At 63.5% G+C, this 19,411-nt stretch carries 23 protein-coding genes; 10 read left to right on the top strand and 13 right to left on the bottom strand.

Annotation, left to right across the window (positions count from 1 at the left end):
* Nucleotides 1–143: 143 nt before the first annotated feature.
* A complete protein-coding gene (locus tag M2267_RS04805) occupies nucleotides 144–386 on the bottom strand; it encodes a hypothetical protein (protein ID WP_429112832.1) in 243 nt (80 codons plus the stop codon).
* Between the two features lie 147 nt (nucleotides 387–533).
* On the opposite strand from M2267_RS04805, the gene M2267_RS04800 reads away from it, so the two are divergent.
* The gene (locus tag M2267_RS04800; protein WP_192447517.1) at nucleotides 534–821 is read left to right on the top strand and encodes a DUF1236 domain-containing protein; all 288 of its coding nucleotides are present in this window, start codon (nucleotides 534–536) and stop codon (nucleotides 819–821) included.
* 80 nt (nucleotides 822–901) lie between these two features.
* Here the strand turns inward: M2267_RS04800 and M2267_RS04795 are convergent, their stop codons facing one another.
* On the bottom strand, nucleotides 902–1,324 hold the full coding sequence (locus M2267_RS04795; protein WP_043610962.1) for an organic hydroperoxide resistance protein: 423 nt from the start codon (nucleotides 1,322–1,324) through the stop codon (nucleotides 902–904).
* A 116-nt stretch (nucleotides 1,325–1,440) separates the two neighbouring features.
* Between M2267_RS04795 and M2267_RS04790 the strand changes: the two genes are divergently transcribed.
* On the top strand, nucleotides 1,441–1,917 hold the full coding sequence (locus M2267_RS04790) for a MarR family winged helix-turn-helix transcriptional regulator (protein ID WP_402323127.1): 477 nt from the start codon (nucleotides 1,441–1,443) through the stop codon (nucleotides 1,915–1,917).
* A gap of 73 nt (nucleotides 1,918–1,990) precedes the next feature.
* Here M2267_RS04790 and M2267_RS04785 read toward each other — a convergent pair whose 3' ends face one another.
* From M2267_RS04785 to M2267_RS04770, 4 genes are all read right to left on the bottom strand, one after another.
* Nucleotides 1,991–2,779: a L,D-transpeptidase family protein gene (locus M2267_RS04785; protein ID WP_043610966.1), complete on the bottom strand. Its 789-nt coding sequence runs from the start codon at nucleotides 2,777–2,779 to the stop codon at nucleotides 1,991–1,993.
* A 139-nt stretch (nucleotides 2,780–2,918) separates the two neighbouring features.
* On the bottom strand, nucleotides 2,919–5,252 hold the full coding sequence (locus M2267_RS04780; protein WP_429112828.1) for an EAL domain-containing protein: 2,334 nt from the start codon (nucleotides 5,250–5,252) through the stop codon (nucleotides 2,919–2,921).
* 174 nt (nucleotides 5,253–5,426) lie between these two features.
* Nucleotides 5,427–6,797 (bottom strand): PepSY-associated TM helix domain-containing protein, encoded by a 1,371-nt coding sequence (locus M2267_RS04775; protein ID WP_429112825.1) that lies wholly within the window; start codon nucleotides 6,795–6,797, stop codon nucleotides 5,427–5,429.
* 124 nt (nucleotides 6,798–6,921) lie between these two features.
* Nucleotides 6,922–7,290 carry a hypothetical protein gene (locus M2267_RS04770; protein ID WP_429112823.1) on the bottom strand — a complete coding sequence of 123 codons (369 nt, stop codon included), beginning with the start codon at nucleotides 7,288–7,290 and terminating at the stop codon, nucleotides 6,922–6,924.
* 197 nt (nucleotides 7,291–7,487) lie between these two features.
* On the opposite strand from M2267_RS04770, the gene M2267_RS04765 reads away from it, so the two are divergent.
* Entirely contained in the window at nucleotides 7,488–8,150 is a 663-nt protein-coding gene (locus M2267_RS04765) for a glutathione S-transferase family protein (protein WP_429112821.1), read from the top strand.
* A 28-nt stretch (nucleotides 8,151–8,178) separates the two neighbouring features.
* Here the strand turns inward: M2267_RS04765 and M2267_RS04760 are convergent, their stop codons facing one another.
* The gene (locus M2267_RS04760) at nucleotides 8,179–9,117 is read right to left on the bottom strand and encodes a LysR substrate-binding domain-containing protein (protein WP_429112820.1); all 939 of its coding nucleotides are present in this window, start codon (nucleotides 9,115–9,117) and stop codon (nucleotides 8,179–8,181) included.
* Nucleotides 9,118–9,206: 89 nt separating this feature from the next.
* On the opposite strand from M2267_RS04760, the gene M2267_RS04755 reads away from it, so the two are divergent.
* Both M2267_RS04755 and M2267_RS04750 read left to right on the top strand, forming a co-directional pair.
* Nucleotides 9,207–9,401, top strand: a complete 195-nt coding sequence (locus tag M2267_RS04755; protein ID WP_429112817.1) for a hypothetical protein — start codon at nucleotides 9,207–9,209, stop codon at nucleotides 9,399–9,401.
* A 40-nt stretch (nucleotides 9,402–9,441) separates the two neighbouring features.
* A complete protein-coding gene (locus M2267_RS04750) occupies nucleotides 9,442–9,822 on the top strand; it encodes an MmcQ/YjbR family DNA-binding protein (RefSeq protein WP_429112815.1) in 381 nt (126 codons plus the stop codon).
* Here the strand turns inward: M2267_RS04750 and M2267_RS04745 are convergent.
* On the bottom strand, nucleotides 9,798–10,388 hold the full coding sequence (locus M2267_RS04745) for a dihydrofolate reductase family protein (RefSeq protein WP_429112813.1): 591 nt from the start codon (nucleotides 10,386–10,388) through the stop codon (nucleotides 9,798–9,800). The two genes, M2267_RS04750 and M2267_RS04745, sit on opposite strands and share 25 nt — an antisense overlap.
* Before the next feature lie 166 nt (nucleotides 10,389–10,554).
* Between M2267_RS04745 and M2267_RS04740 the strand changes: the two genes are divergently transcribed.
* Nucleotides 10,555–11,460, top strand: coding sequence for a bestrophin family protein (locus M2267_RS04740; RefSeq protein ID WP_429112812.1), 906 nt, complete (start codon nucleotides 10,555–10,557; stop codon nucleotides 11,458–11,460).
* A 17-nt stretch (nucleotides 11,461–11,477) separates the two neighbouring features.
* Here M2267_RS04740 and M2267_RS04735 read toward each other — a convergent pair whose 3' ends face one another.
* Nucleotides 11,478–12,098 carry a glutathione S-transferase family protein gene (locus M2267_RS04735; protein ID WP_429112810.1) on the bottom strand — a complete coding sequence of 207 codons (621 nt, stop codon included), beginning with the start codon at nucleotides 12,096–12,098 and terminating at the stop codon, nucleotides 11,478–11,480.
* Nucleotides 12,099–12,359: 261 nt separating this feature from the next.
* Nucleotides 12,360–12,731 (bottom strand): DUF4406 domain-containing protein, encoded by a 372-nt coding sequence (locus M2267_RS04730; RefSeq protein WP_429112808.1) that lies wholly within the window; start codon nucleotides 12,729–12,731, stop codon nucleotides 12,360–12,362.
* 92 nt (nucleotides 12,732–12,823) lie between these two features.
* Here M2267_RS04730 and M2267_RS04725 point away from each other — a divergent pair, with 92 nt between their 5' ends.
* On the top strand, nucleotides 12,824–13,576 hold the full coding sequence (locus M2267_RS04725) for a DeoR/GlpR family DNA-binding transcription regulator (protein ID WP_429112807.1): 753 nt from the start codon (nucleotides 12,824–12,826) through the stop codon (nucleotides 13,574–13,576).
* A gap of 69 nt (nucleotides 13,577–13,645) precedes the next feature.
* Here M2267_RS04725 and M2267_RS04720 read toward each other — a convergent pair whose 3' ends face one another.
* Entirely contained in the window at nucleotides 13,646–14,653 is a 1,008-nt protein-coding gene (locus M2267_RS04720) for an asparaginase (protein ID WP_429112805.1), read from the bottom strand.
* 71 nt (nucleotides 14,654–14,724) lie between these two features.
* On the opposite strand from M2267_RS04720, the gene M2267_RS04715 reads away from it, so the two are divergent.
* From M2267_RS04715 to M2267_RS04705, 3 genes are all read left to right on the top strand, one after another.
* Nucleotides 14,725–15,462: a DUF3750 domain-containing protein gene (locus tag M2267_RS04715; RefSeq protein ID WP_429112803.1), complete on the top strand. Its 738-nt coding sequence runs from the start codon at nucleotides 14,725–14,727 to the stop codon at nucleotides 15,460–15,462.
* Between the two features lie 88 nt (nucleotides 15,463–15,550).
* Nucleotides 15,551–16,036, top strand: coding sequence for an NUDIX hydrolase (locus tag M2267_RS04710; protein WP_429112802.1), 486 nt, complete (start codon nucleotides 15,551–15,553; stop codon nucleotides 16,034–16,036).
* Nucleotides 16,037–16,066: 30 nt separating this feature from the next.
* Nucleotides 16,067–16,342, top strand: a complete 276-nt coding sequence (locus M2267_RS04705) for a hypothetical protein (RefSeq protein ID WP_429112801.1) — start codon at nucleotides 16,067–16,069, stop codon at nucleotides 16,340–16,342.
* A 12-nt stretch (nucleotides 16,343–16,354) separates the two neighbouring features.
* Here the strand turns inward: M2267_RS04705 and M2267_RS04700 are convergent, their stop codons facing one another.
* Both M2267_RS04700 and M2267_RS04695 read right to left on the bottom strand, forming a co-directional pair.
* Nucleotides 16,355–17,353, bottom strand: a complete 999-nt coding sequence (locus M2267_RS04700; protein ID WP_429112799.1) for an NAD(P)H-quinone oxidoreductase — start codon at nucleotides 17,351–17,353, stop codon at nucleotides 16,355–16,357.
* Nucleotides 17,354–17,449: 96 nt separating this feature from the next.
* Complete coding sequence (locus M2267_RS04695) at nucleotides 17,450–19,246, bottom strand: EAL domain-containing protein (RefSeq protein ID WP_429112798.1); 1,797 nt, start codon at nucleotides 19,244–19,246, stop codon at nucleotides 17,450–17,452.
* Nucleotides 19,247–19,411: the final 165 nt, after the last annotated feature.

Raw genomic sequence — 19,411 nt, 5'->3', positions numbered from 1 at the left:
GCCGACCACGCGGCCCATGCATTCCCACGCGCCCTGCCCCCATCAGGGCGCGTCGGCGCACCGAATTTCTGAAGAAAGCTTAAGTCCAACGCCGAGTGCCGGAACGGCGCGGCGAAATTGCCCGACGGCCTGCCGTGCCGCCATCAATGCCGCGTCTTGGGGACAGTGACTGCGCTCAGGCGGCGCCCGCTCACCGCGACGGCGGCGCGCTGGGTGGCGGCGTATTCGTCCGTCAGCTCCAGCAGAGCCAGAGCGATCTCGTCCCAATGCCACCCTGCCCGCTCGGCGAGATCCGTCAGCAGTTCGAACTCCTCGCGCAACGCGGTTGCGCATTCGAGCTCGCGCTGGGCGAGTGTGCAGGTTCTGGATTTCGGCCTGGCGATCATCCTATTTTACCTCCTGCTCATCAACGCCCAGCCGAACCATAGGTTCCAGCAACGCCCTGCCGGAGCCTCGGTTCAAGCACCGCTCAACGCCCTCCAAGGGGAACCAATCGGTCGCCGGGCCGTTGGCTAGGGACAGGAGGTACTGTCATGAAGAAAATCATCCTAGCCAGTTTTGTGGCGAGCCTTGCCTTTTCCGGCGTCGCCCTGGCTCAGACCACGACGGTCGTCGTTCCCGGCGAGGTCAAAACTTACGTCCTTCAGCAAACCAGCCCGTCGGTGACCTATGACGGCACCGTCGTGGTGGGCGAGCCCCTACCCGACACGGTCGAGGTCTACCCGATCCCGCAGCAGCCAACCTACGGCTATGTCGTCGTCAACCAGCAAAGGGTGCTGGTCGATCCGCAAAGCAGGCGGGTCATCGAGGTTCTACAGTAGACCGGCACGAAGCATGCCGGAAATAGAAGAAGCCCGACGGAGACCGCCGGGCTTCTTTCAATAGGGTATCTGAGAGAAACTCAGGCGACGGTGAGCTTCACGTCGATGTTGCCCTTGGTCGCATGGCTGTAAGGGCAAACGATATGCGCCTTCTGAACGAGATCTTCGAGCACGGCCTTGTCGACGCCCGGCGAAGAGATTTCGAGTGCGGCGTCGATGCCGAAGCCGGTGCCATCTTCGCGCGGACCGATGCCGACGGTTCCCGTCACCGTGGTGTCTTCCGGAAGTTTTACCTTCTCCTTGCCGGCCACGAATTTCAGCGCGCCGAGGAAGCAGGCCGAGTAGCCGGCTGCAAAGAGCTGCTCGGGATTGGTGCCGCGGGCGCCGTCGCCGCCGAGTTCCTTCGGAACGGTGAGCGTGACGTCGAGCACGCCGTCGGCGCTCTTGGCCTGGCCGGCGCGGCCACCGGTTGCAGATGCTGTGGTGCGGTAAAGAATGGGCATTGGCGGGGTCTCCTTTGCGTTTCCTGAGTGAATGCGATTTAGATAGCGCAAAATTCAATTGTACGCAAATTAATTTTGCAAATTGCATTTCGGACGTCTTTTTGCGACAATGGTGCATGGCGAACAAGGCGGCACATAGCGACACCATTCCCGAGGAAGCACTCGCGCTCGGCAAGCAGCTGTGTTTTGCGGTCTATTCTGCGGCGCACGCATTCAACCGCGCCTACAAGCCGCTGCTCGATCGTTTCGGCCTCACCTATCCCCAATATCTCGTGCTCCTGGCGCTCTGGCAACAGGACGAGATGACCGTCAAGCGGATCGGCGAGGAGATCGGGCTGGATTCAGGAACGTTGTCTCCGCTTCTCAAACGCCTGGAGGCAGCCGGGTATGTGGGCCGCCAGCGCGATCCGAGCGACGAACGACAGGTGATCGTGCGGCTGACGGACAAGGGCCAGGACCTGAAGAACGAGGCCTTCGGCATCCTGGCGGGCATCAGCAAGGCTTCGGGATGCAGCCTGAAGCAAGCGGAAGACATTCGCGAGACGCTGCATCAGCTGACGCGACAGCTCAATGCCGGCCCGGGCGAAGAGTGACCGGCCTGCCTTCCGCTCGACGTAAGGGTGCCGCGCATTAATGTGAGGGGCGGATATCCGCCCCTGCCCGTCATCAGATGACGAGGATCGGCGCCTTGCCGCGGACGCGATCGTAGAGATCCATCACATCCTGGTTGAGCATGCGCACGCAGCCGGACGAGACCGCCTTGCCGATCGACTTCCATTCGGGCGTGCCGTGGACGCGGTAGAGCGTGTCCTGGCCGTTCTGGAAGATGTAGAGCGCCCGCGAACCGAGCGGGTTGTTGAGGCCCGGAGCCATACCGCCGTTCTTGGCCGAATAGGGTTTTAGCTGCGGCTGGCGCGCGACCATGCTGTCGGGCGGGGTCCAGCGCGGCCACTTCTGTTTCCATTGGATGACGCCGCGGCCGGACCAGGCGAAACCCTCGCGACCGAGGCCAACGCCGTAGCGCAGCGCCCGGCCACCCGGCTGGATCAGGTAAAGGTAACGGTCGCCGGTATCGACGACAATCGTTCCCGGTTGTTCGCCGAAGGGGTCGCTGACCTCCTGGCGATAGAAGCGCGCGTCGATCTGACGGAACGGCACCTCCGGCACCTGATAGCCGCTGTCGCTCACAGAGGCATAGATGTCCGAGACATAGAGGCCCTGCGGCGGCAGACCGGTCGGAACCGGCCCTGGGCCATCCTGCCTCTCATAGATGCCTTCGGCGCGCGGATCGGTAAAACGTCCCTCGACCGCTGGATTGCGGAACACCGGCGCCGTCTCATAGCGAAAGACATCCGTGTTCATCGACGAAGTGCAGCTTGCAAGACCGGCGGAGGCGAGCGCCACGCCGGACGTGCGAAGAAACTGGCGACGGGAGAAAAGGACTGAAGAGGACATCGAACTCTGGGGGCTTGAGTGCGGCATGAGGAGTGCTGCATGAATTTGCTTAACGAAATGCTACGCACAGCCCCCACGGATTGGGGCGATGCTTGCATTTACGGCTGGAACGAAGCTTGCGTCGCGCGGGCGGCAGGGCTCAAACGCTGTGGATACTGAACCGCGGCTGAAGCATGAGCGCCTCGAAATCCGGAGCCGAGAGCGGCCGGCTGAAGAAGTAGCCCTGGATCTCGTCGCAACCGCTCTGGCGAAGGAATTCCACCTGGGCCTGGTTTTCCACACCCTCTGCGATGACACGCAGGCCGAGGTTCCGCGCAAGTGAAATGATCGCGGCGGTGATCGCATTGTCGTCGAGATCGGTCGGAATGTCGGCGACGAAGGACCGGTCGATCTTCAGGCGGCGCACCGGAAAACGCTTCAGAGCGCTGAGGCTCGAATAGCCGGTACCGAAATCATCGATCGCCAGATGCACTCCGATCGCCTGCAGCTCGTGCATGGTGGCGATCGCGCCCGGGACGTCCTGCATGATCAGGCTCTCGGTCAGTTCCAGTTCGAGGCAGAACGGGTCAAGTCCGGTCTCTGCGAGAATTGCCGCAACGTGGGCGGCCCAGTTGCGCTCGCGGAACTGGCGCGCCGAAACGTTGACGCTGATGATCAGCGGCGGCAGGCCGGCATCCTGCCAGGCCCTGGCCTGGCGGCAGGCGGCGCGCAGCACCCAGTCACCGATCGGAACGATCAGCCCGGTTTCCTCGGCGAGCGGAATGAACGCCGCCGGCGAGACCGTGCCACGCTCGGGGTGACGCCAGCGCAGCAAGGCTTCGGCGGCGAACACGCGGCCATTCGCCAGATTCATCTGCGGCTGGAACTGCAGGAAGAACTCGTCGCGCGCAAGCGCCTTGCGCAGTTCTTCCTGCTGCTTGAGCTTCTCATGGGCCTTGGCGGCCATCTCTTCGGTAAAGACCTGCAGGTTGTTGCGGCCGAGCTCCTTGGCCCGGTACATCGCCATGTCGGCATTGGCGAGCAGTTCGCCGACCGTCTTGCCCTGATTGGGAAAACAGGCGACCCCCATGCTGCAGGTGACCTGCAGGCTGCGGCCCTCGATCTGCATCGGCGCTGCGATCGCCCGCCGGATATCCTCGAGCCGTGCCAACACGATATCGCGTTCGCAGGGAAGCCCGTTCAAAAGCAGGATGAACTCATCGCCGCCGACCCGCACGACCATGTCGGACTTGCGCACAGAAGCCCGCATGCGCGAGGCCGTGACCTTCAGGAGTTCGTCGCCGGCGGCGTGGCCGAGCGTGTCGTTGACCAGCTTGAAATTGTCGAGATCGAGGAAGGCCAGCACGGCCCACTGGCCGCTGCCGCGCAAGGCTTCCAGCGCCTCGGCGACCTGCTCCTCGAACAGCGCACGGTTCGGCAGGCCGGTCAGCGCGTCGTGGTGCGCCATGAAGCTGATGCGATCTTCCGCCTGCTTGCGTTCGATCGCGATGCCGGCGAGATGCGCCGCCATTGCGATCAGTTCCTTCTGTCCGTCGTCGGGCACGCCGACCGATTCGGAATACAGCGCAAAAGTGCCGAGCACCTTGCGTTCGCGCGAATGGATCGGGGTCGACCAGCAGGCGCGGAAACCGTACGGAACCACCAGTTCGCGATAATCGTCCCAGAGCGGATCGATCATAATGTCCGAGACGATCACCTGCTCGCCGCGCCAGGCGGCCGTGCCGCAGGAGCCCATGCGCGGGCCGATCTCGACGCCGTGAATGGTCGCGCAATAGGCCTCGTCGAGGCTTGGCGCTGCGCCATGGAAGAGATAGCGGCCATCGGCCGACAGCAGCAGCACCGAGCCCTTGATGCCCGGCATCAAGGCTTCGATCAAGAGGATCATGTCGCGAAAGAAGGCGTCGAGCGGCCGGCCATTGGCAATCATTTCCAGCAGGCGCGCCTGCCCTTCCAGCAGCCGCTCGGCCGCCTTGCGGTCGGAGATGTCACGCGAGACGCCGACGATGCCGACGATCTTGCCGCTCTTGTTGCGCAGCGGCACCTTGGAGGTCATCAGCCAGCGATCGCGGCCCTTGCTGACGATGGCCCGTTCCTCGATGCCGAAGATCGGCTCGCCGGTTTCGATGACTCGACGCTCGATGTCGGCGATCGCCTTGGCCATCTGCGGCGGATGGAGGTCGAAATCGGTCTTGCCGACGATATCCTTCAAGGCTTCGAGCCCGTTGTCGGCAACCGTCACCTGGTTGGCGATCAGGAACCGCCCCTCTACATCCTTGGCGTAGATGTAGTCGGGCACATGGTTGATCATCGTCTCCAACCAGTAGTGGCGGTCGGCGATGTCGGGTTCACTCGGAAAGATGCGCGCGACCTCCTTGGCCAGCCGATTGCTGGCATCGATCAGGCGGCGCGTTTCCTCGTTGCCACCAGCATTGAGAGCGGCATATCGCGGATTGCGGGACGTGTTCTTCGCCAAGCAAGGCCTCCCGACGCTCTTCGTCGCGTCGCTGGTCGATCTTTCCCCACTTCACGTTAGACGAGCAAGAGTTAGCCCTTCCTAAATAACTGTAGAAAAATCGTGTAGAGGTTGCAACGACCAAGTTGCAGCGGGCGATAGAAGGGGCGGACGACGCCACCCCTTGCTGTTCGTTCAGGACAGCCGCCGGCGCACCGTCGCAACGCGCATCAGCAATTGATCGGCGATCACCATGACGACGATCGCAATGCCGGTCAACGGAAACGCCAACCCGAAGGCAATCGCCATGAGCCACAATCCCACATAGACGCTGCGCTGCGGCGGCATCGGGGGCACGCCGATGCGTCCCGCCGGGCGGCGCTTCCACCACATGACGACGGCGGAAAGAGAAACCAGCACGATGGAAATGCAGGCGGCCAGCATCAGCAGCTGGTTGAAACGTCCCCACTCCTGCCCCTTGTGCACGTTGATGCTCCACTCGATCGCCTTGCCGAGCGCCGGGTAATCGCCAAAGGAGATGTCGACGAGCGGCTTGCCGGAATATTGATCGATATGGATCGTGCGCTCCCGGGCAAGGTCGGCGGGAAAGATCGCTGCCGTATAGACGCCGGTCTCGTCGAGCGGGATCGCCAGCTCGTAGCCGGGCAGCATGCCCGCAGCATCCGCGATGGCGACTGCGCGATCGATCCCGACCGGCTCACCCGTAGCACCGCTGGAGGCCGGAACCGGCGCGTTCTCCATCAGCCAATTGGCCTTGGGCAGCACGTCGGTCGACACCTTGCTGGAGGTCGGAACCTCATCCCAAAGCGCTGCCGGATAACCGAGCCCCATCGCCGTCAGCTTGCCGTTGACCGTCGCACCCCAATAGCCCGACCACAAAAGCCCCGAAAAGGCGAGAAAGACGATCAGCAGGCCGGCCCCAATGCCGGTCACCGCATGGAGATCGCGCCAGAAGACGCGACGCGCCGGCGTGCCGCGCACGGTCAGAACACCACCGGTCTGCTGGCGCGGCCACCAGAGATAGATGCCGGTGAAAACCAACAGGATGGCAAAGCCCGCGACGATCTCGATGATCGTTTCGACCGACTTGCCGAAATAGTCGAGGCTGTGCAGGTCCTCGACCACCTGGTTGAATTCCTCCGATGGCGCGACCCGGTCGAGAATGGCTCCGGTATAGGGATCGACGAAGACCAGCATGCGGGCCTTGCCGATGCCGACCGTGACCCGTGCGGAACGATCCGCACCCGCCGGTGTGCGGTAGGAGACGGGCGCGCTGCCGGGCACCGACTCGACGGCGGTGGCGACGATTGCGGAGGGTGACATCCGCTCCGTGCCCGTGGGCACGACGTTGCGGTAGGCAAAGACGGTATCGTCGATCTCGTCGTTGAAGAGATAAAGCCCACCGGTCAGCGCCAGGCTGATCATAAAGGGGATGACGAGCAGGCCGGCAAAGAAGTGCCAGCGCCAGATGGCACGGTAGAGCGAGATGCCGCGCTCTGTGGCCGCGGGGCTTTCCACGGCACTGGTGAAGGATGCGGTTGTCATGGTTTTCTCCGGGAAGGACCGTTTGCACGGCTTCGCCTCTTGGTGATCGGTACGACTGCCGATCGCGGCAACGCGCGTCGAAGAGTGACGCCCATGGACCGATCAGCTGTCGTTCAAGCGCGTATCAGGCGGAGAAAACCGTTGGTGGCGCCCTTGGCCCCGCTCCGGTCAAGAGCACCGAGCGAACGAAACCGAAATCGCCGGCCGGAGCGGAAAGTGGAGCCGTCCGGGCTTGTGACGGCAAGGCGACCGGGTAAGGCGCAGGCAGGTCGGCGGGCGCAACCAGGCAGCAGGACTGGCATCCATGCCCCTTCGCGCCGCCTTTTCCATCGGGGTCGTCGTGGCCCGAGAGGCAAAGATCGGCAAGGCTGCCATCGGGGAGCATGTAGGCGGTCGCATCCGGCGACCGCGGCATGGCGGCGGCCGGCTGCTGGATCAAGGCCGAAACGACGAGAACCAGCGCGCAAAGCATGCGCGCCGCCAAGTTCGTCAACCGATCCCCCAAAATCCCTGCCAAATCTATCCCCAAACCGATCAGCGACAGCTAAAGATCCGCGGCCGCAAAGGCAAGCCGGCAAAGCGCCGCACGGCGCATCAAAAGATTTCATGTGTGCTATCAGCGCCGCCCGCTTCCGTCGCCCCCGGCGCTTGCCTAAGACAGACGACAACGCAGGACGGGAGGAAATCGACATGCTGACGATCTATGGGGTCTATCGCTCGCGCGCATCGCGCAACTACTGGATGGCGCGGGAGCTCGGCATCCCTTTCCAATCGGTGCCGGTCATCCAGGCGCGCCGTGTCGCCGATCCTCTGGCTGCCGATGCGCCGATCAACACCAAGTCGCCCGCCTTCCTCGCCGTCAACCCGATGGGGCTGATCCCCGCGATCGAGGATGACGGCGTGGTGCTGACGGAATCGCTTGCCAACAATCTCTATCTCGCGCGCAAACACGGCGGGCCACTGGCGCCTGCCGATATCGCCGAGGAAGGCCTGATCGGCAACTGGACGATGTGGGGGGCGACCGAGGTCGAGCCGCACGCCGTGGAGATCATCCTGACCTACGACTACGGGACCGAGAACACCGACGAAGGCAAGGCGACGATCGCCAGATGCGTGACGTCGCTCGACAAAGTCTTTGCCCGCATGGAAAGCCACCTCGACGGACGCGACTATCTCGTCGGCGATCGCTTCACCGTGGCCGACCTCAATCTCGCGGAGGTCTTCCGCTACGCCATGAGCCAGACGCAGCTGTTCGAAAAGCATCCGCGGGTTTCGGCCTGGCTTGCCCGCTGCCATGCCCGCCCAGCCTTCAAGGCGATGATGGAAGAACGGCTGAAAGAGTTGGCGGACTGAGGAGCGGTCAATAGGGGGCCTCCCGCGATCAGCCCATGGTCGCCGCGTTAAAGCCAACACGCGGCGCCTTGATGTCGAGCAGGCGCATGCCCTCCTCCACCTCGTCACGAACCCAGCGCTTGAACGCCTTGGCGGCCTTGCTTTCGCGCCGTGACGGCGCGCTGACGAAGTAGTGGCCAAAGCCCGTCGGTACCCGGATGCCGAACGGCACCACCAAGCTGCCCTGCGCGATCGCAAAGCCGGCGAGCGTCTGCCAGGCGAGCATTACCCCTTGCCCCGAGATCGCCGCATCGAGCACCAGCGACGCCTCGTTGAAGGTGTGGCGCACGTTCATTTCCGCGCCCGAGAGCCCGACTTCGCGGAGCCACACCTCCCAGCTGAACATCGAATGGCCGTCGATAACGGCCGGCAGTTTTAGAATATCTGCAGGCTTCCGAAGCCCTTCGGCCATCGCCGGCGAACAGACCGGAAAAACCTCCTGCTGCAGAAGAGGCTCGGACTTCACCCCCGGCCATTCCCCCGTACCGACGCGGATGCCGACATCCACGTCCGACGTGTCGAGATTGACGAGCTTGGTCGTCGCGTCGATGCGCAGGCGAATGTCGGGATGGCGTTCGGCAAAACGATTGAGCCGATAAACCAGCCAGCGGGCGGCAAAGACCGGCGCGACGGAGATGGTCAGCACCGACTCGTCTCGGCGACGCGCCGAAGCCACGGCCTCCGCCAGTTCGTGAAAGGCATTGCCGATGCGCGCGAGGAAGCGCTGGCCGAAATCGGTCGGCACGAGGCCGCGCGGGGTGCGCTCGAACAAGACGCGGCCGAGCTGGGCCTCCGCCTTGGCGATCTGCTGGCTGACGGCGCCAGGGGTCACGCCCAACTCGTCCGCCGCCGCGGCCAGCGATCCCAGCCTGCCGGCAGCCTCGACGGCGCGCAGCCCGTTCAAATGCACGGAATTCAGATCTCTCATATAGTTTTTCTAAACACGATCTCTGCCATTCTCAATTGAAAAGATTACAGGACAGGCGGATCATCCAAGCATCGAAAGGATGGTCCGCCATGTTTAGGCTTCTCTCGAAACTGACGCCGCTCAAAACATCCGACAACCGAAGGGACGATGCGCCGCTCGCCTGGGCGCGCGATCCGCTGCAGCATCCGGATCTCGAGCGGATGGATGAGCGCGAACTCGGTGACCTGCCCTTCCCGGGCTGGCCGTGGCCTCGCGCGGCGGAGTGCACCGGCAGCCGCCTCTAGGGCCTGCGGCTTTGCAGCCGCGATCTGATATGCTGGCCGGATGAGCGACGATCTCGAGCGCAACTTCATCCGTGTCGTCAGGCTGGCGGAGGCAGCCGGCCTGCCCGAGGTGACGATCGGCACGTCCTACGGCACACCGGCGCTGCTGGTGAAGGACAAGAGTTTCGTGCGCATGAAGGATGGCGAGACGCTGGTCGTCATGTGCGCGCTCGAAGAAAAGGAAATGCTGCTGGAGCTCGACCCAAGGCTCTACTTTCAAACGGATCACTACAAAGGCTGGCCCGCCATGCTGGTACGGCTCGCGGAGATCGACGACCAAAGCCTCACCGGGCGACTGGTTGCCGCCTGGCGCGAAAAGGCGCCGAAGCGGCTCGCCGCGACCTTCCTCGACGCCGGTCAAGCCCCGCCGCCGACCCTGTAGACCAGGCAGACCCTGCCACCATCCAGCCGCTTCACGTCATCGAGCTGCACGTGATGACGCGCAGCCACGGTGTCGAACAGCGCCTTGCCCTTGCCGACCACGAGCGGGTGGATGGTGAGCCGCAGCTCGTCGATCAGGCCGTGATCCATCAGGCTCGACACCGTGCACGCGCCGCCGACGACATAGATGGTGCGGCCCGGCGCCCGCTTGAGCGCCTCGATTTCGGAGGCGTCGCGCACGATCCTGGCGTTTTCCCATTCGACGTCGGAGCGGGTTTTCGAGAGGACGTAATGCGGCGTGCCAAGTGCGAAGTCCGCGTATTCGATTTCTTCAGGCGTCGGCAGCTGGCCGGTGAACTCCAGTGGCGCATGCGGGTCGCGCTTGATCGCGCTCCAATATTGCTCGTAGCCCGAATACATGCCGCTCCCGAGGACGCAGGCGTCGATCTCGGGCAGGAGGTCGAACGTATCCGACCAGGACTCGACCCAATCCGTATAGCCATCCGGCCCATCGATCAGACCGTCGATGGACATCTGCATGCCTGCAACCACCTTGCGCATCGTCATTGCCTCCCTGTTGGCGTTACACGCCAAGGACGCGCGGCAGAGAGAACGCCCGACATCACCGACAAGATAATCCTGGCTATGCGGGAACACCTCATCGAACGGACGGCCCTTCCATTTCGAAGCCGGCGCCTATACCGGTTAAGCGAACAGCCGGACAGGTATTCCCATGATCGTTCGCAACCGCCCTACCCTTTTGAAACTCTTCTTCATCCTCCGAGGGTCGGTCATCCAGCGGATCTTTCCGCAAGTGCTGTTCGTCTTTGCCCTCTCTGCCCTTGTCGTCTGGGCGCACCGCGTCGATCCAGGCCTCGTGCCGAGCGTCAACAGCGGCCCCTTCGCGCTGCTCGGCATCGCACTCTCCGTGTTTCTCGGCTTCCGCAACAATGCCTGCTACGACCGCTGGTGGGAGGCGCGAAAGGACTGGGGACAATTGATCTTTACCGCGCGCGACCTCGCCCGCCAGACGCTGATCCTTGCCGAGGCCGAGCGGCAGCGGCTGCTCGACATCACGATCGCCTTTGGCCACGCACTGGTCTGCCATCTGCGGCCTGGAAGCGATGTCGGCAGGCCGCTGGGGCGGCTGCCGGCGGATCTTTCTGCCGGCTACAAGGCCAGCCGCAACGGACCGGATTTTCTGCTGCGCGAAATGGGCCGCATTCTCGCCGGCCTGCGGGGAACCGGGACGATCAGCGATTTTCAGTGGGCACAGCTGGATGGCACGCTCGGCAGGATGTCGGCCATGCTCGCGGCCTGCGAGCGGATCCGCAACACACCTGTGCCGTTCGGCTATACGCTGCTCCTGCACCGCACGGCCTATCTCTTCTGCTTCCTGCTGCCTTTCGGCTTTGCCGATGCGCTCGGCTGGGCGACGCCGTTTGTCACCGCGCTCGTCGCCTACACCTTTTTCGGCCTCGACGCGCTCGGCGACGAACTGGAGGAGCCGTTCGGCGTGTTGCCGAACGACCTTCCGATCGTCGCTCTTGCCGAAACGATCGAAATCAATCTGCGCGAGGCGCTCGGCGAGACCGACCTTCCGCCTTTACCGCAGCCGAAGAACTACATCCTGATGTAGCCGCCGCTACCGAGGCGTCACACCTTCATTGTCGCCAGCACCCGGGCGACGGCCGGGCGTGCGGTCATGCGGTTGCGATGATCAACGATTTTGGGGAAGCGCGCGGGATCCACACCATCGGGCTCGATCCAGCCGGCGACGGTGAAAAGATAGGGATCGGCGATCGAATAGCTGTCACCAAAAACGAACGGCCCTTCGAACATCTTGCTTTCGATCAGTTCGTAGCAGGCGGTCATGTTGGAGGCGACCTTCGCCTTCATCGCCTCGTGCGCGGCCGGATCGTCGGCCCAGCGTGCACCGCGGCGACCATGGGCGTGGGCGATATGCACCGTCGAGCAGAGGTAATTCAGAAACGATTGCAGTTGCGCGAAGGCGAAGGCGTCGTTCGCCGGGGCGAGTTTCGCGGCCGGAAAGGCCTGCGCGATATAGGTCAGGATCGCCGGCGTTTCGGTGATGACGCCCCGGTCGGTCACGAGCGCGGGGACCCGCGCCTTCGGGTTCACCGCGAGATAGTCGGGCTTGGTCTGCTCGGCTGTCGAAAAATCGACACGGCGCGCCTCATACTCGGCGCCCGCTTCTTCCAGCGCGATATGCGAGGCCAATGAACAGGTTGCGGGGGCGTAGAACAGTTTCAACACTTTAAGCTCTCCTCTGCGATCATGCGGATCGGTTTACGTGATGTCGATCAACCGATCCGGCTCTGTCATTTGCGGTGGGTCGAAGCGGCATGCGAACGGAGAACGTACGCTTCCTGCCGTGTCGCTCCAAAGCAAAAACCGGCCGCAGAAGAAAGGAAGTCACCTCGATTGACAAGCAGAAGTGGCAAGGCGGCGAAGGATCGCTGCCATCCGCCGTCGTTAGGGGTGCCCGGCAGGCTGCAACTGCCGGGTCTTGCACGCTCACGCGACCAGCGGCTCGCTGCAGCCGGGTACGTCCTCCAGGCGATAGTAGACGGGAATTCCACGTTCACGGGCGATGCGCACGTCGTTGTCCGCCCCCTTGCTGTCGCCCGGCAGGCGCAGAACCGCATCGCAAAGCGCCAGCAATCGGCCCGCCACCGGATGAAAAATCTCCTCATAGAGGTCGTCGCCGATCCGCGCGCCGCCAGCCGCATGCCAGACCGGCAGCGCCACCCACTCGCCGATCATCGGCACGTGGCCTGCCTTGAACAGCGCATAGGACGGCTCTTCCAGCCGCTGCAGGTTGGCGGCCATTTTGGCCGGGTCGTCCCCGGTTCCAGAACGATAGGGGCCCGCGATCAAGATCAGCATTTTTCTCTCCCGAGATGCGATGAACGATCCAGATTATTCTGGAATATTCATGATATTTCGTGCAATATCGTGAAGAGTCAAGGAGACATTTCATGCTGACGATACAGAGGCGGGCTTTGATTTCTGCGCGGCTGGCACGCGATGGCGAGGTCGTCGCCAAGCGCATGGCCGACGAGTTGAACTTGTCCGAGGACACGATCCGGCGCGATCTGCGCGAAATGGCGGCGGAGGGACTGTTGAAGCGCGTGCATGGCGGCGCGCTGCCCCTGGTGCCGCCGCTGCCCAACTTTGCGGCGCGTCAGGAGATTGCCGGCGACGTCAAGCGCCGGCTCGGACAAAAGGCGGCTGCGATGATCGAGGCCGGTCAGGCGATCTTTCTCGACGGCGGCACGAGCAATGCAGAGATTGCCCGGGCGCTGCCGCGCGACATGCGGCTGACCGTCGTCACCCACAGCCCGACGATCGCCGCCGAACTCGAGCGCCACGAGGCGGAGGTGATCCTGATCGGCGGCCGGCTCTACAAGCATTCGATGGTCGCGACGGGAGCCGCAGCGGTTGCAGCGATTGCCGGCATCCGCGTCGACCTGTTCTTCCTCGGCGTCACCGCCATTCATCCGGCCCACGGGGTTTCGACCGGCGACTTCGAGGAAGCGGCCGTCAAGCGCGCGATCCTCGGCCAGGCCGCGGAAACCTACGTGCTCGCAACGATGGAAAAATTCGATGCGGTCTCGCCGCACCACGTGGCGGCGATCCCTGAACTCTCGGGCGTCATCGTTCCGAACGAGATTAGCGACGACATGCTTGCCCCCTACGACGGCACGGACATTGCGATTATCGGCGCTTGATGGCGCGCTGCGCCAACGGGCGGACCGTCGGGAAATTGAGCGGGCCGAGACGGCCCGCCCCGCTGCGGCTCAGGCGGCGAAGGCGTCGGTCACCCTGACGTCGCCGACATGGATGCCGTTCCAATTGTGCATGGAGTGGTTGGCCTGTGCCATCAGTGCCGCGTGCAGCTCGGGCTCGTCCCGGAAGAAGCGGGCAAGCGTTGCAGCGACCATGGCTTCGGCGGCCCGGGTCGTACCGTCCTCACACTTCAGCGCGATCGCGATGCCTTTTTCCGGAATGGCGGCGCAGAACACGCCTTCCGCACCGGTCTTGGCGAAGATGCGGCCAGGCGCCGTCCTCATCAGCCGTGTGCAGGCGCGCTTGGTGCCGGCAACATAGAAGGGCTCGGCCATGCAGGCCTCTATCAGCCGCTTCGAGGCGCGGGCACGTTCGGCTTCGAGGCCGACACCGGTCGCCATCTTCGCGAAGCCGTGTGCGAGCCCCTTCAGCGGCACCGCATAGGTCGGGATCGAGCAGCCGTCGACGCCGCAATTGTCCTTGGCAAGGATCGCGCCCGTCAGGCTTTCCATCGCGCCGCGGATTTCGCGCTGCAGCGGATGGTCGTACCCGACATAACCCTTTACCTCGGTGCCGGAATGGCAGCAGGCACAGATGAAGCCGGAATGTTTGCCGGAGCAATTGTTGTGCAGCGCCGTCGGCGCCTCCAGGCTGCGGGCCTGGCCGATCAGGGTTTTCTGGTCGGAAGACCAATGGGCGCCGCATTCGAGCGCTGAGACATCGCGGCCGGCAGCGGCCAGCATCTTGGCGGCCAGCTCCACATGTTCCGGCTCGCCGGAATGGGAGGAACAGGCAAGCGCCAGCTCCCGGTTGCCGAAGCCGTAGGCGTCGGCCGCGCCGCTTTCCATCAACGGCAGCGCCTGCATTGCCTTGCAGGCCGAACGCGGGAAGACGGCACCGTCAGTTTCGCCCAGCGAGAAGACGGTCCGGCCGTCGCCATCGACGGCAATGACTACGCCACGGTGGCGGCTTTCGACGAGGTTTCCGCGGGTAACTTCGACGAGAACGGGATTTGACATGCCTTGCCCTCAAATATCCGAAATTGCTCCGTGCATTTAGCAGGATTTTACCGGCAAGAAACGGAGTTTTCATGAAATTCGCCCGCAGGCTGGTCGCCGCCTTTCTCGTCATCTACTTGCTGCCGGCGCTGGCCTCCGCCGGCTGGTGGTACATGCAGGACCGGCCGCAAAGCTGGCGTGACGCCGATTGGTCCTCGGCCGGCATCCTGCCGAAAGCGGCAGAAAGCGCGGACGCGGCGATCTACGTGTTCTCGGCGACCACGGGCGGCATGAAGGGTGCAGTCGCGAGCCACGCCTGGATCGTGACCAAGAATGAGGGCGCTGCCACCTACGATCGCTACGACAAGGTCGGCTGGGGCAAACCGATCCGCAAGAACGGCTATCCGGCGGATGCACGCTGGTACTCGAATGAGCCGCGGCTGGTCGTCTCGGTGACCGGCGCTGACGCCACGCGGCTGATCCCGAAGATCGAGGCGGCAATCGCCAGCTACCCTTACGCTTCGCCCGGCGGCTACCGGATCTGGCCCGGCCCGAACTCCAACACCTTCGTCGCCCACGTGCTGCGCACCGTATCGGAACTCGGCGCTGTCCTGCCGCCGGACGCCGTCGGCCGCGATTATCTGCCGGAGGGCAAGCTGTTCCAGATCGATGCCGACGGGCGCGACCTGCACGCCACACTCTATGGCCTGGCCGGCATCTCGGCCGGTGTTCGCAGCGGCCTCGAGCTGCATTTCTTCGGCCTTGTCGCCGGTTTCGACTTCGCCAATCCCGGCATCAAGGTCCCGGCGATCGGACGCATCGGCATATGATGGCGCTGGTTCGACGGGCGATCGCTTAAGTTGAGCGCCGGCGGTTTGCGTTGCATGGTCCGCCGGTCGAATGAGAAGGACGCGCGCGATGCATGAAATACCGATCAGGAGCTTTGCCGTTTCGGTTGTCGTTCTCCGCCCGGCCGGGAGCACCTTCGAGGTACTCCTTCTCAAGCGCACCGGAACACTCGCGGGAACCTGGTGCCAGGTCGCCGGCGCGATCGAAGCGGATGAGACGGCCTGGCAGGCGGGCCTGCGCGAAGTCGAGGAGGAAACGGGGCTGCGGCCCGACCGTTTCTATTCCGCCGACATCTGCGAGCAATTTTACGAGGCCGACCGCAACGCCATCAGCCTGCTGCCCGTGTTCGTCGGCTTTGCGACTGAGGGCGCCACGGTTCGGCTGAATGCCGAACACAGCGACTTTCGCTGGGCAAGCTTTGACGAAGCGCTCCGGATGGTGCCCTTTGCCGGGCAGAGGAAAGTGCTGAAGCATGTCCGGGAGGAATTCATCGACAATGAACCGAACCCCTGGCTGCTGATCCAAGGCACAGCGCCGGCCGAGTCGACCGGTTAGGCGAGGCTTGGTCCAGAGCAAGTCCCAAACATGGAAAAGGGCCGCGCGAGGCGACCCTTCCATGAGTTTTGGCCGTATGACTGGCCCGGGCTGTTAAACCCGAAGGAAGGCGGGGATTACGCCGAGGGCTGCCTCGACATCTTCACCTCTTCCATGCCCTTCACCAAGACCGAAATCTCATTAGACATTGGACCACCTTCCTTTCTGTTCGTTGCTGATGATTTGAAGGTAAGCGATCCGTCAGCGATTACAAGGGCGACGATGGTCGAAGATCGTTTTCTCGTCGCACCGCGAATTGCGGGCTGATGATCCGAGGGATCACAGGGACATGATGATCTTGCCGATATGGTCGCCCTCCTCCATCTGGCGATGGCCGTCGGCAACCGCGCTGAAGGGCAGAACGGAATGGATGACTGGTGCGACCTTGCCCGTTTCCAGCAGTGGCCAGACCTTCTCCACCAGGCCGTCGCGGATCGCCTGCTTTTCCGCCGCCGTGCGCGGACGTAAGGCCGAGCCCATGACATGCAGCCGTTTGGTCAGGATCGGCGCGATGTTCGCCGCCTCGACCTTGGCGCCGCCGAGGAAAGCGATGATCGACAGGCGGCCATCCTTGGCGAGCGAGCCGATGTTGCGGTCGAAGTAGCGGCCCCCGACCATGTCGAGAATAACGTCGACGCCGCGGCCGCCGGTCTCTTCCAGAACGACCGTCTTGAAGTCCTCGTCGCGATAGTTGATCGCGCGCCTGGCGCCGAGCGCTTCGCAGGCCCGGCATTTCTCGGCACTCCCGGCCGTCGCGAAGACCTCGGCGCCGAAGGCCTTGGCGAGCTGGATCGCCGTCGTGCCGATGCCGCTGGAGCCGCCATGGATGAGGATCGTCTCGCCGGCCTTCAGCCCGGCCATGTCGAAGACATTGGCCCAGACGGTGAAGAAGGTTTCCGGCAGGGCGGCCGCCCTCACGGCGTCATAACCCCTGGGCCAGGCGAGCGCCTGGGTCGCGGGCACTGCCGTATATTCCGCATAGCCGCCGCCATTGGCGAGCGCGCAGACCTTGTCGCCGATGCGGAAGCCTTGGGCCCCCTCGCCGATCGCCACGACTTCGCCTGCCACTTCCAGGCCGAGGATCGGGCTTGCGCCAGGCGGCGGCGGGTAGTCACCTTTGCGCTGCAAAACGTCCGGACGATTGATGCCCGCCGCCTCCACCCGAACGAGGATGTCGCCCGGCTTGACCTCCGGCAACGGTCCTTTCTTCAGGATCATGTTTTCCGGCCCCCCCGGGGCCGGAAGGTCGACGAATTGCATTTCTGATGGAAGAGACATGGCATTACCTCGCGAATTCTCAAGGCGCATAGGTAGCGCCGGAAAAGCGAGGCGAAAAGGCTGATTTGTCGCGCGGCCGGTCGTCGAGGGCGCTATTCAGCCGCCGAGCGCGTCCATCACCAGACCGGTCTCGCTCGCCTTGGCACGCGACTTGATTTCGGCGATGCGGGCGCTGACGGCCTGGGCGTCGGAGAAAACGAAGCCCTCCGGCAGCCCGAGGACGGCGATCGAGCAGCGCATCAGCGGAAATTCCTTCGGCGCGCCATCGCGGCCGTGGCCGCTGATGCGCCCCTCCGCCTGGTGTTCCGGCGAATAGAGCTGACAAACGTCGGAGCGGAAATCGTCGAGCAGGCGATTCAGCACCGCCTCCAGTTCCTCCACCGAACAGCCGCTGACGCCCACGAAAAAGTCGTCGCCGCCGACATGGCCGAGGAATTTCTCCTCACCGATGAAATGGCGCCTGAGAAGGGCGGCAAAGAGCGTGATGGCGAGATCGCCCTTCTGGAAGCCATAGGTATCGTTGAAGGGCTTGAAGTCGTCGAAGTCGCAATAGCAGAAATAGCGGGCATGATCGCCGTCGAGGATCGCGTCCTGGACATAGTCGCGGATGGCGCGGTTGCCGGGCAGACCCGTCAGCGGGTTCTGCTCCTGCGCCATCTTCAGTTGTTTTTCGTTGATGATCTTCAGAAGCGACGAGGCCGAGAGCGTGCCGGCGTAGCGCATGTTTTCCGTCAGGATCAGGCAGTCGCTGCCGTCCATGCCGGCGAAGATCTTCAGCATCTCATCCGCCGGCGTGTCGAGATCGGCGATCGGCGCCGGGCTTGCGAAGTGCGAGATCCGCCGCTGGTAGATGCGGTTCTTCAGGAGATCGCGGCCGAAGGGGTGATAGATCAGCTCCTTGACGTGATATTCGTGCAGGATGCCGCGCGGCTCGCCATTGGCATTCAGGACTGGGAAGAAGCCCTGGCGCGGATTGCGCCGGAAGAGATCGAAGACGGAATCGAGCTCGTCGCTCTCGCGAACGGTCGGCAGTTGCTCGATCTGCTTGCGGATCAGGATGCCGTCGAGCGAAGACGAGGACCGCCGGCTGACGACGCTCTGATCGAGATGCGGATAGGCGGGCAGAAGCTCGCTCAGATGCGTCGTCGGCCGGGCGACGTAGTAGCCCTGCACCAGATCGCAGCCGAGGTCGCGGCAGGTGAGGAATTCCGCCTCGGTCTCGACGCCTTCGGCAATCACCCGGGTGCCAAGCACATGGGCGGTGTTGACCGTGTGGCGGACCAGATGGCGCTTGCGGGCATCGGCCTCGATGCCGGAGATGAAATGCCTGTCGATCTTCACATAATCGACCGGCTGGTCGCAGAGGAGCTTCAGCCCGTTGAAGCCGGCGCCGAAATCGTCAATCGCCAGCTTGAAGCCGGCAAGGCGGAGATCGCGCACGAGGGCCGAGAAATCCGGCATCTTGCCGCCGTCGAAGCGCTCGGAAAGCTCGAAACAGAGTGCCGACGGGGCGATGTTGGCGCGCCTCAGGTGGTTGACGAGGCGTTCGACAATGTCGCCTTCGCCGCCGACAAGGCGCGAGTCGAAGTTGAGAAAGAGCGTGCGGGCGGAATGATCGGGCAGCGTCGCAAAGCCGGCGACGGCGCGACTGTTGATCATATGCTCGAGCGCCAGCAACTGCCCCTCTTCTTCCGCCTTGTCGAGCAGTTCCAGCGGCGAGGCAAAGCCGAGTTTCTGGAAGCCGCGCATCAGGGATTCGTAGCCGAAGACGGTGCCGGTCGCCGCTTCTGCGATCGGCTGGAAGGCGGTTTCGATCACCAGCTTGGCGAGCGTTACGATCTGGTCGTCGCCGAACCGGCGCAACGAGAGAATTTCGGCGGGGGCGGCGGACATGCCGGGCTCCAGAAATATGGGACGGACGGTCGAACGCCGGCAGCATGGCCAGCAAGCGTCAACGAAGTCTTTCTCCATTATGAAGCTTTGATGAAAGCTATGTGACAGCCGCCACTGCGCCAATCAGATGCAAACACTCTAATGAAATCAGTGATTTCATGAGCA

This window comes from Ensifer sp. KUDG1 (assembly GCF_050434285.1).
In the GTDB taxonomy this organism is placed as follows: domain Bacteria; phylum Pseudomonadota; class Alphaproteobacteria; order Rhizobiales; family Rhizobiaceae; genus Ensifer.
Note: the sequence above shows the minus strand (reverse complement) of the source record. Positions and strands in the feature narration are given on the sequence as shown.